Below are 13,926 nucleotides of genomic sequence, written 5' to 3' on the forward strand. Positions count from 1 at the left end.
CCGCCTCAGGTGTTGAGTTCGAGCCCCTTCAGCTCGCCCTCGGCCCGCCAGTCGTCGAGCACCTTGGCGAAGGCCACCGGGCCCGCGCCGTAGGAGGTGTTCTTCTTGTTCATCAGCTCCACCTTCCCCTCGTTGTTGTAGTAGCCGGGGGTGCATTCCTTGAGGAACTGATCGCGCATCGCCGATAGCTTCACGATGGTGTCGACCCAGGCGCTTTCGGCCTCGGCCGACGCCTCCAGGGTGCGAACCTGACGATCGGTCGCGTGGCGGATGATGTAGGCGAGGTGGTTGGCCTGCTCGTTCAGCATGTGCGGGAAGTTGGCCGAGAACCCCGACTGACCCGTAGAGACCACGAAGAGGTTCGGGAAGCCGCGGACGTGGAAGCCGTGGAAGGTCTCCATGCCGTTGGCCCACTTGCCGGAGAGGGTCTGCCCATCCTTGCCGTAGACCTGGTAGCCGGCCCTGCGGGCGTAGTCGGTGCCGACCTCGAAGCCGGTGGCGTAGATCAGGCAGTCGACCTCGAACTCCTGGCCGTTGGCGACGACGCCGGTCTCGGTGATCCGCTCGACGCCGCGGCCCTGAGTGTCGATCAGGTGGACGTTCGGCCGGTTGAACGTGGCCAGGTACTCGTCATGGAAACACGGCCGCTTGCAGAATTGATTGTACCAGGGCTTCAGCGCCTCGGCGACAGCGGGGTCCTTGACCTCCTTGTCCACCCGGGCCCGCACCTGCTCCATCTTCTTGAAGTCGGCGAGTTGCATCAGCTCGGCGGGGTTCGCGACCGGCTCGCCAGCCTCGGCCTTGCGCCGCGCCAGCAGCAGGATGTTGCCGATGATGTCGGTCCAGCCGTCGTTGACGAGGTCCTCCTCGGCGAAGCCGCCCGAGACCAGGATGTTGAAGTTGTCCATCCGGTGCTGGTGCCACCCAGGCTGCAGGCTGGCGGCCCACTTCGGGTCGGTTGGCCGGTCGTTGCGGACGTCGATCGACGATGGGGTGCGCTGGAAGACGTAGAGCTCCTTGGCCCATTCGCCGAGATGCGGGATGCACTGCACGGCGGTGGCGCCGGTGCCGATGATACCGACGCGCTTGTCCTTGAGGTTCGTCAGGCCTCCCAGGGAGTCGCCGCCGGTGTAGTCGTAGTCCCAGCGGCTGGTGTGGAAGCTGTGACGCTTGAAGCCTTCGACGCCGGGAATGCCGGGCAGCTTGGGCCGATGAAGCGGACCGTTGGCCATGATCACGAACTTCGCCTTCATGGCGTCGCCGCGGTTGGTCTCGATGATCCAGCGCGCGGCGTCGGCGTCCCAGCGGACGGCCTTCACCTCGGTCTGCAGGCAGGCGTTCTTGTAGAGGTCGTACTTCTCGGCGATCTGGGCGCTGTAGCGCATGATCTCCGGCGCACGTGAGTATTTGCGCTCGGGCATGAAGCCCAGCTCTTCCAGCAGCGGCAGATAGACATAGCTCTCGATGTCACAGGCCGCACCGGGGTAGCGGTTCCAGTACCAAGTGCCGCCGAAGTCGCCGCCCTTTTCGATGATCCGCAGGTCCTGGATCCCGGCCTCGCGCAGGCGCGCGCCGGCCAGGAGCCCGCCGAAACCGCCGCCGATGATCACGACCTCGGTGTCGTCCGTAAGCGGCTCTCGGGCCAAGGGCTTCTCGACGTAGGGATCCTCGAGATAGTGAGCGAACTGGCCCACCATCTCGACATACTGCTCGTTGCCTTCCGTACGGACGCGGCGGTCGCGCTCGGCTCGGTACTTCTCAGCCAGCGCGTTCGGGTCGAACCCCAGATCGTCCGCCATGCCGTTCCCTCCGTTTGTTATCGGCGTTCACCGTGCCGAACGATCGTTTGAACGGCAAGAGGGACGTGGCGGAAGCCGGAACGGCGACGCTTCACCGGCGTTGGCGCACCCATGGGCGACCTCGAGGACATCCGCGGCATCGTATTGTTCGCGATCGGCCGAACCCCAGTGACCCTTGGCGGCGTGGTGGCGGGCGTGCTCGTCTTCACGGTCGCCGTCGTCTTAGCACGACTGGCCGGAGTGGCCATTCGACGGCTTCGCGGTCGTTCCCGGCATGGGCGGGAGGCGCTCTATATCGTTGAGAAGCTGACCACTTACGGTCTGACGCTGATCGGCTTGGTCGCGGGGCTGTCCACGGTGGGGCTCAACCTCTCCAGTCTGGCGATCTTCGCTGGCGCGGTCGGCGTGGGCGTGGGCCTCGGCCTGCAGGGCATCGTGAAGGAGTTCGTTTCAGGTCTGGTCCTGATCTTCGACCGGGTGCTCAACGTCGGCGACTACGTGGAACTGGAGGACGGCAAGCGGGGGCTGGTTCAGGAGATCGCCCCGCGGGCCGTCCGCATCCGCACGAACGACAACATCGATGTCATCGTCCCGAACTCCAAGTTCATCGACGGTCCAGTCGTGAACTGGACGCTGCGCAACCGTACGAGCCGCATCCACATCCCGTTCAGCGTGGCCTACGGCTCGGACCGAAACAGGGTGCGGGAGGTGGTGTTGGAAGCCGCCCGCAGCGTGCCGTTCACGATGCCCGAGTCCGAGGATCGCCGAAGCCAGGTCTGGCTGACTGGCTTCGGCGACTCTGGCCTCGACTTCGAGCTCCTCGTCTGGCCGACGCTGGACGCGGTGAAGCGGCCGGGCGCCATGCAGGCGGCCTACACCTGGGCGATTGCCGAGGCCCTGGAACGGGCGTGCATCGAGATCCCGTTTCCACAGATGGACGTTCGCTTGCGCAGCCTCTTCGGGCACGAGGGCGGCAAGGCGATGGAAGCCTTGCGCCTGAACGAGCCGGAGGCGCCGACCGCGGTCGAGCACGCGGTCAGCGTCAACGACGCTGCGGAAGACCTCGCACGCCCCCTACCCGAGCCCGAGCCGGACGAGGCCGACCCCCGCGCCTAGCGCTTGGCCGTCGCCAGGTAGTCCAGGGCGGTCAGCGCCTGAGCCCGGACACCCACCTCCAGCGCGCTCTCGTCCATCACGTTGAAGAACGGCGAGTGGTTCACGCCCTTCGGGAAGCCGATGCCCAGGTCGTAGAACAGGCCCGGGATCTCGCGCTGGTAGTACGAGAAGTCCTCGGCGCCCGTGATGTAGTCGATGTCGTCCTTGATCTTCCCGCCCGCGGCGCGGCTCAGGGTCGGTTTCATCTTCGCCGTCAGCGCCGGGTCGTTGCTGGTCACGGGGTTCGGCGTGCCCCATTCGATCTGGCCCGAACCGCCGTAGCGCTCGGCGATGCCCTTCACCGCCTTCTCGGCCCTGGCCATGACGTCCTTGCGCAGCTCGGGGTCGAACGTCCGCAGGGTGCCGGCCAGGGTGAAGTCGTCCGGGATGATGTTGTAGCGGACCCCGCCATGGACGGTGGCCACCGTCAGGATGGTCGGCGTGCGGGTCACGTTGATCTGGCGCGCCGCGATCTGGTTGAAAGCCAGTACGACCTCGGCCTGCATCGAGGCGATGTCGATGCCCGACCACGGGTTGGCCCCGTGGGTCTGCTTGCCCTTCAGCTTGATCTCGTAGCGATCCGAGGCCGCCATCATCGGGCCCGGCCGCCAGGTGAGCTGGCCCACCTCGCCCGGGACGACGTGCAGGCCGAAGATGGCGGCGGGCGCGGGATTCTTCAGCGCGCCTTCCTTGATCATCAGCGGCGCGCCGCCCTCCTCGCCCACGGGCGGGCCCTCCTCCGCGGGCTGGAAGACGAAGACCACCGTGCCCGGGATCTTGTCGCGCATCCCGGCCAGAACCTCGGCCGCGCCCATCAGAATCGCCACGTGGGCGTCATGGCCGCAGGCATGGGCCACATGCACGGTCTGGCCGTTGTAGGTGGTGGTGACCTTGGAGGCGAACGGCGCCCCCGTCTGCTCCTGCACCGGCAGGCCGTCCATATCCGCGCGCAGGGCCACAACCCCGCCGGGCCGGCCACCCTTCAGAACCCCCACGACGCCGGTCTTGCCAACGCCCGTGCGCACCTCGATGCCCAGCTTCTTCAGGTGCTCGGCCACCAGCTTCGCTGTGCGGACCTCGTTGTTCCCGAGTTCCGGGTGCTCGTGGATGTCGCGGCGCCACTCGACGACCTTGGGCTGGATCTTCTTGGCGGCGGCGAACACGGCGCCGTCGAACGACTGCGCGGCGGCGGGCGAGGCCAGCGCGAGGGCCGAGACGGCCGCGATCCAGAATCCCTTGGGCATGGCGTACTCCTCTTACGGTCGGACGATCCGACCGCCGGCCAGGGGCGTCTCTACGCCCGTGGTCGCCGGCCAGGTGATGGGAAGGCCGCGCTGGCAGCGCGCGGCCAGGAAGGCGATGGCCTCGGCCTCGATGGCGTCGCCCCGCCAGCCGTGATCCTCGGCCGGCCGCACCGGCATTGGCAGGCGCTCGGCCAGCGCTTTCATGATCTCGGGATTGTGGCGGCCGCCGCCGGTGACGATCAACTCGGCGGATTCTGCAGGCGCATGCGCCAGGGCCAGCTTCACGGCCTCGGCCGTGAAGGCGACCAGGGTCGCGGCGGCGTCCTCGAGCTGGAGCGGCTCCAGGGGCTCGAGCGAGAAGTCGAAGCGGTCGAGGGATTTAGGCGGCGGGGCCTCGAAGTAGGGATGGGCCAGCAATGCCCGCAGGACGCCCTCATCGACGCGGCCAACGGACGCATATTTGCCGCCGGCGTCGTAACGGCCGGCGCGGCGCGACTGCATGAGGAGGTCGAGCATCCCGTTGCCGGGGCCGGTGTCGAAGGCTGTGAACCGATCCTCTCCCGACCAGAAGGTGATATTGGCCACCCCGCCCAGGTTCAGCACCGCCAACGGCGGGACCAGGCCCGAAGCCCGAGCCCGCGCGACATGGTAGGCCGGCGCGATCGGCGCCCCCTCCCCGCCAGCCGCCATGTCGGCCGAGCGGAAATCGGACGCCACGGGGCGCCCGGTCAGCCGCGCCAGCGACTCGGCGTCGCCGAGCTGGACCGTCCGGCCTGGCCGGCCGTCGCGCGGCCGCTCGTGCAGCACGGTCTGCCCGTGCATCCCGATCAGATCCAGGTCGGGCCAGGAGAGATCGTGCGCCTGCAGGAACCCCTCGGCGGCGGCGAAATGTTCCTCCGCGACCATCTCGGCGGCATGGCGGAAGATCGCCGGCTCGGGCGCGCCGCGTTCCCAGGCCAGAGCCTGCTTCGTCGTCTCGATCAGGACATCCCGCAGAGCGTCGCTCAGCTTGCGCTCGCCCGCAGGGCCGAAGGCCTGAATCGTCACGCCATCGGTCTCCAGAACGGCCATGTCGATGGCGTCCAGCGAGGTTCCGGTCATGAATCCCAGCACGAGCATGCGAGCTTGACTGCCATGTCCGCGGACCGCTAGCTAGCCCGCGATGATCGGACCTGCCGCCCACACTGGCCGCTATTACCGCCTGCCCCTCTAGCAGGCGACCGATCCAACGCGCCTGCCTCCACAAAGGCCGGCGCGACCTCCCGAGAACCAGGACCCGCCGGCCTCCACCTTCAAAGGAGTCCGCCATGTCCCTCGAAATCCCCGACATGCCCGTGCTAGAGCGCGCGCCATCGTCAAACGAGATGCCCGCGATGTCCGAGCCCGCGTTCAAGTCCGAGTTCCTGAAGACCATGCAGGCGCGCGGCTACATTCACCAGGTCAGCCATCCGGAGGAGCTGGACTCGGCCGCCGCCAGCGGGATTGTCACCGCCTACGTCGGCTTCGACGCCACGGCGCCCAGCCTACACGTCGGCAACCTGATCTCGATCATGATGCTGCGCCGGCTCCAGCAGGCCGGTCACAAGCCCGTCGTCCTGATGGGCGGCGGGACCACGAAGGTCGGCGACCCCTCGGGCAAGGACGAGAGCCGCAAGCTGCTCACCGAGGCCGACATCGCCGCCAACATCGCCAGCATCCGCACGGTCTTCGAGAAGTTCCTCACCTTCGGCGACGGCCCGACCGATGCGGTGATGGTCAACAACGACGACTGGCTATCGAAGCTCGGCTACATCGAGTTCCTGCGCGAGTACGGGCCGCACTTCACGGTCAACCGCATGCTGACGTTCGACTCCGTGAAGCTCCGGCTGGAGCGCGAGCAGCCGCTGACGTTCCTGGAATTCAACTACATGCTGATGCAGGCGGTGGACTTCCTGCACCTGAACCGGACCCGTGGCGTCCAGCTCCAGATGGGCGGATCGGACCAGTGGGGGAACATCATCAACGGCGTCGAACTGGTCCGGCGTATGGACCAGAAGTCGGCCTTCGCCCTGACCACGCCGCTCCTGACCACGTCGTCGGGCGCGAAGATGGGCAAGTCGGCGGCCGGCGCCGTCTGGCTGAACGCCGACATGCGCAGCCCCTACGACTACTGGCAGTTCTGGCGGAACACCGAGGACGCCGACGTGGGCAAGTTCCTGCGCCTGTTCACCGACCTGCCGCTTGACGAGGTCGCCCGCCTGGAAAGCCTGCCGGGCGCCGAGATCAACGAGGCCAAGAAGGTGCTGGCGAACGAAGCCACCCGGATGCTCCACGGCGCCGCCGAGGCCGAGAAGGCCGCCGCGGCCGCGCAGGCGGCTTTCGAACAGGGCGGCCTGTCCGCCGACCTGCCGACCCACGAGATCGCCGCTGCCGAGCTTGAGACGGGCGTACAGCTCGCCGACCTGGTCGTCGCGGCGGGGCTGGCCGGCTCCAAGGGCGAGGCGCGCCGGCTGGCGCAGGGCGGCGGCCTGCGGGTGAACGATGCGGCAGAGACCGACGCCAACCGGACGATCGCCACCGCCGACCTCCTGGATGGGGTGGTGAAGCTGGGCGCCGGAAAGAAGAAGATCGTGCTCGTGAAGCCGGTCTGAGGAGCGAGAGATGACCGACCCGACCGAAGGCGCCGCGGCGCCCGACTTCGAACTTGAAACGACCGAGGGCCGCGTGCGGCTCTCGGACTTCGCCGGCAAGACCCTGGTGCTCTATTTCTACCCCAAGGACGACACCTCCGGCTGCACCAAGGAGGCGCAGGCGTTCTCTGCGCTGGCTCCCGAGTTCGCAAAGGCGGGCGCGACCGTGGTTGGCGTCTCGAAGGACAGTCTGGCCGCGCATGGCAAGTTCACGGCCAAGTACGACCTGAAAATTCCCCTCGCCTCGGACCCGGACGGCCAGGTGGTCGAGCGCTATGGCTCGTGGGTGGAAAAGAGCCTCTATGGCCGCAAGTACATGGGCATCGACCGGTCCACCTTCCTGATCCGTGACGGCAAGGTGACCAAGATCTGGCGAAAGGTGAAGGTGCCGGGCCATGCCGAGGCGGTGCTGGCCGCGATCCAGGGCGACTGACCGTTGGATTGTCGTTAATCGATATTAACCGCGCGGCAGGTCGTCGCTGGAGCGCGAATCCGATCGCTTGCGGGTTGCCTGCTGCAAAAAAGTCGTCGCATATCCCCGGGTCCTTACGGGGTCAGGGGACCACAGCCCAAGCATGCACCGCCTGACGCAGCTTCGCCGCTCGCTCGTCGAGCTGTTTCCTGAACGGCACCTCTATGTGCGCTCCGGCGGCGCCATGAGGGCCTTCGTCCTCAGCACCAAGAAGCAGCTCGTGATCGCGAGTGGCGTGGCGGGGGCGGCCCTCTGGATGGGCGTCTCGACCGCCGCCATGCTGGTCAACCTGCTGTCCGTCTCCGCGGCGGACCGGGAGATCGCCCGTCTTAAGGCCCAGTCCGAACGCTATGTCGCCGACCGGCAGGCGCGCCTGGACAGCGCAATGGCGCGCCTCAACGCCGCCTCGGGCTCAAGCAACGACCTCGCCGCCTCCATCGAGAAGCGGCATGCGGCCCTGGCTCTGCTGCTCACCGATCTGAAGGGCGCCCCGGGCGCCGCCGACGCGCTGACGCCCGCCATCAACCGCGCGCTCGCCAACAACGCCGACGCCACGCCGATGCGCCGGGTGGAAATGGTCCGGATCGGCCAGGAGCAACTCCTGGACGCCGCCGACAGCTACGCCAAGAGCCGAGCCGATCGGCTCAGGCTGGCGTTCCGCATGGCAGGCCTGCAACCCTCATCCTTCTCCGACCGGACCGGCTCGCTCGGCGGCCCCCTGATCGAATCCAAGGATCCCCGCGCCCTGGCCGCCGTGCTGGACGTGGACGACGATTTCGCCCTGCGCATCCAGCGTGCCGCGCGCGAGCTCAATGAAGCCCATGTGCTGAGCGAGGCGGCCCAAAGCCTGCCCATTCAACGCCCGACCGCATCTGGCAGCCAGACCAGCGGCTTCGGCGTACGCTTCGACCCCTTCACACGGCGGCCAGCCTATCATTCGGGCCTCGATTTCTCGGGCGGCCACCGCGCGCCGATCTACGCCACAGGGCCCGGAGTGGTGGCGTTCGTCGGCCAGCGGTCGGGCTATGGCAACGTCGTCGAGATTGACCACGGCCGCGGCCTAAAGACCCGCTACGCGCACCTGGCCGGTTTCGCCGTCCAGCGCGGGCAGCGCGTGGCGGTCGGTCAACGGATCGCCGCCATGGGCTCCACCGGGCGTTCGACTGGGACGCACCTGCACTATGAGGTATGGGTGAATGGTCGGGCCCAGAACCCGGGCCGCTTCCTCAAGGCCGGCCAGTATGTTCTCCAAGCCACCCAAGGCGACTGAACCGGCCGACGCCGGGCGCAAGCTGGCCGTTGCGTCGCTCGTGGCGGACGGTGTCCGTATCCACGGCAATCTGGAGACCGGCGGCGACCTTCACCTGGACGGCGTCGTGGAAGGCGATCTTCGGGTCGGCTGCCTCGTCATCGGCGAGAGCGGATCGGTCTCCGGCGCGATCCACGCCGACGCTGTCGAGGTTCGCGGCCGCGTCACGGGCGTGATCTGCGCCAGGCGGGTCAAGCTTTGGCCGACGGCGCGCGTCGACGGCGACATCAGTCACACCGAACTGGCGATCGAGGCGGGCGCTCACTTCGAGGGCCGAAGCCTGGCGCTGATCCGCCCCGAAACGCCAGCTCTCGAAGCGCCCACGCTCAGCGTCGTGGCGGCGGAGTAGCTTCTCCCCCAGGTCGGGAAGTCGACGCCTACCCTTCCCGCGTCGCACCCACGCGCTGGGCCAGCGCCGCGCCCATGAACTCATCCAGATCGCCGTCCAGAACGCCCTGGGTGTCGGAAGTCTCGACGTTGGTCCGCAGGTCCTTGACCATCTGGTACGGCTGCAGGACGTAGCTGCGGATCTGATGGCCCCAGCCGATGTCGGTCTTCTGGTCCTCCAGCGCCTGCTGCGCCGCCTCGCGCTTCTCCAGCTCGGCCTCGTAGAGGCGGGCCTTCAGCATTTTCCAGGCCTGGTCGCGGTTCTGGTGCTGCGAGCGCTGGGTCTGGCAGGCCACGACGATCCCGGTCGGGATATGCGTGAGACGCACCGCCGAGTCCGTCTTGTTCACGTGCTGCCCGCCGGCGCCCGAGGCCCGGTAGGTGTCGGTGCGCACATCGGCCGGGTTGATGTCGATCTCGATGGTGTCGTCGACCACCGGATAGACCCACACCGAGGCGAAGCTGGTGTGCCGCTTCGCCGCCGCGTCGAAGGGCGAAATCCGCACGAGGCGGTGCACGCCGGCCTCGGTCTTCAGCCAGCCGTAGGCGTTGGTTCCCTTGACCTGGAGGGTCACCGACTTGATGCCGGCCTGTTCGCCCGAGGTCTCTTCAAGGAAGTCCACTTCCATGCCATGGGCGTTGGCCCAGCGAGTGTACATGCGCAGCAGCATGCCGGCCCAGTCGTTGGACTCGGTGCCGCCGGCGCCGGAGTTGATTTCCACATAGGCATCGTTGCCGTCGGCCTCGCCGGACAGCAGCGCCTCCAGCTCCGCCCGGGCGGCGCGCTCCTTGATCGACTTGAGCTGGCCCCTCGCCTCTTCGAGGCTGGCTTCGTCGCCCTCCTCGTCAGCCATCTCGGCGTAGCCAAGGGCGTCGGCCAGGTCGCGTTCCAGCGACTGCACCGCCTCGACCTGGGCTGCAAGGCGCGCGCGATCACGGGATACCGCCTGGGCTTCGGTGGGATTGTCCCAGAGGGTCGGGTCCTCGACCCGGGCGTTCAGTTCGTCGAGTTTTCGGAGGGCAGGTTCCCAGTCAAAGACGCCTCCTGAGCAGTTCGATCGACTGCTCGATGTCGGCCTTTGCGGCCTCGACATCCGCTCTCATGGAGAGACTCCCAAATCCAAGGGCGCGGGGTCTAGCCCGCGCCGGCCACAAGCACAACCCGATGTCAGAACAAGTCGGACAGGTCGTCCTTCTTCTTTGGTGGCGGCGGAGGCGCGGGCGCAACCGCGGCCCCGGCGCTGGGGGCGCCCGTAAGCCCCTCCTGCCACACCTTGTTGTAGGGCTGTGGCCCCGACGGCGTCGCAGCCGCCCCCATGCCGAGCGCCGGGCCTTGGGGCTCGGTGCCAGGGCGGAACGCCTCCCGGATGCCGCGGATCATGGCGTACTTCGCATTGGCCGGGGCCTTGAAAGGCTCGGCCGGCTTGTCCTTCAGGGCTTGCCCCATGAACTCGGTGAAGATCGGCACCGCCGCCACACTGCCGGTCTCGTTGTTGCCGAGGCTCCGGTTGTCGTCGAAGCCGATGTAAACGCCGACGACCAGCTTGGGCGAGAAGCCCATGAACCAGGCCGAGCGGTAGTCGTTGGTGGTGCCGGTCTTGCCGCCCAGGGGCTTGCCGATCGACGAGGCCTGGGTCGCCGTGCCGCGCTGGACCACGCCTTCGAGGAACGAAGTGACCTGATAGGCCGTGATGGGATCCATCACCTGGTCGCCGCTTCGCGGGATACGCGGGCTCTCGGCGTCGCCGGTGAACGGGGCGCTGCAACGGTCGCACTCCCGCCGATCAGCCTTCCAGATGACCTTGCCGTTGCGGTCTTCGACCGTCTCGATCAGGTGCGGGGTCACCAGCTTGCCGCCGTTGACGAAGGTGGAGTAGGCGCCGGCCATCCGGAAGACCGTGGTCTCGCCCGACCCGAGGGCCATGGCCAGGACCTTGTCCATCTTCTTGGTCACGCCCATGCGCACGGCGAGGTCCGAGATCTTGGTCATGCCGACGCTCTGGGCCAGACGCACCGTCATGGTGTTGCGCGACAGCTCCAGGCCCCGGCGCAGGGTCAGGGCGCCGTAGTAGTCGCGGCTGTAGTTCTCCGGGCTCCAGTCCTGGCCGCCATAGCCCTTCAGGGTGATCGGCGCGTCCAGCACGGTGGACGCCGGGGTGTAGCCACTCTCCAACGCAGCCGCGTACACAATGGGCTTGAAGGAAGACCCCGGCTGCCGCAGCGCCTGGGTGGCCCGGTTGAAGCTTGAGAGCGAAAAAGAGTAGCCGCCGACCATGGCGACGACGCGCCCGGAATAGGGCTCCATCGCCACCAGCGCGCCGTTCACCGCCGGCACCTGACGCAGACGGAATCCGGCGCCATCCTTGTTCGGCTCGACAAACACCAGGTCGCCGGTGCCGATCCCCTTCCCGGCCCGCGCCCAGGCCACGTCCTGGCCAGCGATCGAGCCCACGCCGCCTTCGATAGTTCGAACTTGCACCTGGCCGCCACTGACGCTGGTGACCACAGCGCGCTTCCATTCCTGGCGCTCGCGGGGCTTGGTGGTCTCCCGGGCGACCTTTTCCCAGCCGTCGAGGGTCGTCACGTGTCCGAAGGCGCCTCGCCAGCCGTGACGGCGGTCGTAGCTTTCGAGGCCGTTCATCAGCGCTTCCTTGGCCGCGCTCTGCAGCGTCGGATCCAGCGTGGTGCGCATGTAGTAGCCGCCGGCGTTCAGCCGCTCGTCGCCGAGTTCCTTCATGTCGAGGGCGATCCGGCGCACCTCTTCGACGAAATAATCGGCGTCGCGGTACTGCGAGCGCGTCGGCGCCGGCTGCACCACGAGGTCTTCTTTCATGGCCGCTTCGGCCTCGGCCCGGGTGATCCAGCCGTGATCGGCCATCTGGTCGATCACCCAGTTGCGCCGCCCGATGGCCGCCGCCTTGCGGCGAGCCGGGTGGTAGTTGTCGGGCCCCTTCGGCAGGGCCGCCAGGTAGGCGCTCTCTGAAAGGGTCAGCTCGCTGACCGACTTGCCGAAGTAGTTGTAGGCGGCCGCGCCAACGCCATAGGATCGGTAACCGAGCCAGATCTCGTTCATATACAGCTCTAGGATCCGCTCCTTCGATAGTGTCGCCTCGAGCTGCGAGGCGAGGATCGCCTCCTTGAGCTTCCGGCCAATGGTCTGGTCGCTGGTGAGCAGGATGTTCTTGGCGACCTGCTGGGTGATCGTCGAGCCGCCTTCCAGCCGCCGGCCCTGGGCCAGGTTCACGACATTCTTCATCATGGCCCGGCCGAAGCCGCCCACGTCGACGCCGCGATGCTTGAAGAACCCATGATCCTCGGCCGCCAGGAAGGCCTCGGCCGTCTGCCTTGGGATCGCATCGTACGGCACGAAGATGCGGCGCTCGCGCGAGAATTCGCCGATAAGGGTGCCATCCCAGGCATAGGCGCGCGTCGCCGTCGGCGGATGGTAGTCCACCAAGTCCGTCGCGTCGGGCATGTCGTGGAACAGCCAGGCCGCGTAGACGCCGATGCTGACGGCCGCCATGGCCACCAGGCTAAGCGCCGCGATTCCGAGCACTCCGAGGCGACGGAGGGCAGGTGTCCGTTCAGGCGCGGACGGCTCAGGGCTGGCGGGGGGCGTCAACTTAACTCAGGCTCTCGCGCTCCAGACCGTCGTCTAGCCTGTGTCGGTCCGGGCGCCAACGCCCGCAAGGCCGATGCGTCAGCGCGACGCCAGCCGCACCTGCTCGCCGAAGTGGGCGTCGATCGACTGGGTGACGGCGCGCATCAGCCTGGCGCGCTGGGCGGGGTCACGCAGCCGCGCCTCGTCGTCGGGATTGTTGACGAACCCCATCTCCAGCAGCACCGCCGGCACGTCGGGCGCCAGCAACACCATGAAGCCGGCGTCGCGGTGGCTGCGGCGCAGGAGTGGCGCCTTGCCCTCGATGTTGGACACCAGGGTCTGGGCGAAGACCGCCGAGCGGTTTCGCGTCGCGCGCTGCGTCAGGTCGAAGAGGATGTCCCGCACGCCCTGGTCGCCCGAGAGGCTGGCCTTCACGAACCAGTCGTTCTGGCTGACGAACTGGGTCGCGCGGCGCGAGGCCTTGTCGGAGAGGGTGTAGACGCTGGCGCCGGACAGGTTCGTCTCGGGCGCGGAGTCGGAGTGGAGCGAGATGAAGAGATCCGCCCCCGCCCTCTGCGCCACCCTCACCCGGTCTTCCAGGGGGATGTAGACGTCCGTCGAGCGGGTCAGCACGACCTTGTAGCGGCCGGTGCGCTTCAGCTGTTCCGCCAGCGTCAGGGCCGAGGCGAGGTTGATGTCCTTTTCGTAGCCCTGGCCGCCCTTGGCCCCCACGTCCCGGCCCCCGTGGCCGGCGTCGATGACAATGACCTTCTTCAGCGGCAGGGCCGGCTTCTTCTCGGGCAGGAATTGCGCGCGAATCTCAGGCGTCGGCTTGACCTTGGACGCCGGCGCATTGGTCATCACCGCACCGGGCGCGGCAGCCACGTCGATGACATAGCGATAGTTCGCCACGCCGTCCGCCGGCGGCAGCAGGAAGCGCCGCTTCACCCGGGCGTCGCCCGACAGATCCATCTGGAGCCGCGCCCCGCCCTGCGCCTGGTCGATCATCCAGGCCTTCACGACCCCCCGGCCGGCGCCCTGCTGGACCTGCACGGCGGTGACATTCGGCAGCATGACCACAACGCGGCGGTCGAGGGCGCCATCGGCAACCAGCTTGGCGCTCGTCGCCCCGTCGAGCTCGACCACCAGTCGGGTTTCGGCGGCGTCTCCACCCATGCGAACTTTAAGCAGCGAAACAGTTTCAGTCGCCGCGTGCCCCACGGCGAACGCGGCGAAGCCGACCGCTGTGGCCGCGGCGGCGGCGATCGCCCGCCCCCGGCTCCATCCCAG

General features: G+C 67.9%; 11 protein-coding genes. 5 read left to right on the top strand and 6 right to left on the bottom strand.

All coding sequences use genetic code 11. The features are described from left to right. Positions 1 to 5 precede the first annotated feature (5 nt). Entirely contained in the window at positions 6 to 1,799 is a 1,794-nt protein-coding gene (locus DJ019_RS03330) for a flavin-containing monooxygenase (RefSeq protein WP_111274543.1), read from the bottom strand. Between the two features lie 111 nt (positions 1,800 to 1,910). On the opposite strand from DJ019_RS03330, the gene DJ019_RS03335 reads away from it, so the two are divergent. After that, entirely contained in the window at positions 1,911 to 2,915 is a 1,005-nt protein-coding gene (locus tag DJ019_RS03335; protein WP_111274544.1) for a mechanosensitive ion channel family protein, read from the top strand. Here the strand turns inward: DJ019_RS03335 and DJ019_RS03340 are convergent. Continuing rightward, on the bottom strand, positions 2,912 to 4,198 hold the full coding sequence (locus DJ019_RS03340; protein WP_165843875.1) for an amidohydrolase: 1,287 nt from the start codon (positions 4,196 to 4,198) through the stop codon (positions 2,912 to 2,914). The two genes, DJ019_RS03335 and DJ019_RS03340, sit on opposite strands and share 4 nt — an antisense overlap. Before the next feature lie 12 nt (positions 4,199 to 4,210). Further along, positions 4,211 to 5,317, bottom strand: a complete 1,107-nt coding sequence (locus tag DJ019_RS03345; RefSeq protein WP_111274545.1) for an anhydro-N-acetylmuramic acid kinase — start codon at positions 5,315 to 5,317, stop codon at positions 4,211 to 4,213. A 188-nt stretch (positions 5,318 to 5,505) separates the two neighbouring features. Between DJ019_RS03345 and tyrS the strand changes: the two genes are divergently transcribed. The 4 genes from tyrS to DJ019_RS03365 all read left to right on the top strand — a co-directional run bounded on the left by tyrS (position 5,506) and on the right by DJ019_RS03365 (position 8,997). Continuing rightward, complete coding sequence (gene tyrS / locus DJ019_RS03350; RefSeq protein WP_165843876.1) at positions 5,506 to 6,828, top strand: tyrosine--tRNA ligase; 1,323 nt, start codon at positions 5,506 to 5,508, stop codon at positions 6,826 to 6,828. Positions 6,829 to 6,838: 10 nt separating this feature from the next. Beyond that, positions 6,839 to 7,300, top strand: coding sequence for a peroxiredoxin (locus DJ019_RS03355; protein WP_111274546.1), 462 nt, complete (start codon positions 6,839 to 6,841; stop codon positions 7,298 to 7,300). 142 nt (positions 7,301 to 7,442) lie between these two features. Further along, on the top strand, positions 7,443 to 8,609 hold the full coding sequence (locus DJ019_RS03360; RefSeq protein WP_111274547.1) for a M23 family metallopeptidase: 1,167 nt from the start codon (positions 7,443 to 7,445) through the stop codon (positions 8,607 to 8,609). After that, entirely contained in the window at positions 8,581 to 8,997 is a 417-nt protein-coding gene (locus DJ019_RS03365; protein ID WP_165843877.1) for a bactofilin family protein, read from the top strand. Before DJ019_RS03360 ends, DJ019_RS03365 begins: the two co-directional genes overlap by 29 nt. A gap of 28 nt (positions 8,998 to 9,025) precedes the next feature. Here the strand turns inward: DJ019_RS03365 and prfB are convergent. The 3 genes from prfB to DJ019_RS03380 all read right to left on the bottom strand — a co-directional run bounded on the left by prfB (position 9,026) and on the right by DJ019_RS03380 (position 13,812). Beyond that, a protein-coding gene (prfB, locus tag DJ019_RS03370; RefSeq protein ID WP_111274549.1) for a peptide chain release factor 2 occupies positions 9,026 to 10,139 on the bottom strand; the annotation gives its coding sequence in 2 pieces (ribosomal slippage) (positions 9,026 to 10,069 and positions 10,071 to 10,139; 1,113 coding nt in all). Positions 10,140 to 10,203: 64 nt separating this feature from the next. Further along, a complete protein-coding gene (locus DJ019_RS03375; protein WP_111274550.1) occupies positions 10,204 to 12,558 on the bottom strand; it encodes a penicillin-binding protein 1A in 2,355 nt (784 codons plus the stop codon). A 177-nt stretch (positions 12,559 to 12,735) separates the two neighbouring features. Beyond that, entirely contained in the window at positions 12,736 to 13,812 is a 1,077-nt protein-coding gene (locus DJ019_RS03380) for an N-acetylmuramoyl-L-alanine amidase family protein (protein ID WP_240606353.1), read from the bottom strand. Positions 13,813 to 13,926 lie beyond the last annotated feature (114 nt).

It is taken from the genome of Phenylobacterium kunshanense, from assembly GCF_003254525.1.
Lineage (GTDB): Bacteria > Pseudomonadota > Alphaproteobacteria > Caulobacterales > Caulobacteraceae > Phenylobacterium > Phenylobacterium kunshanense.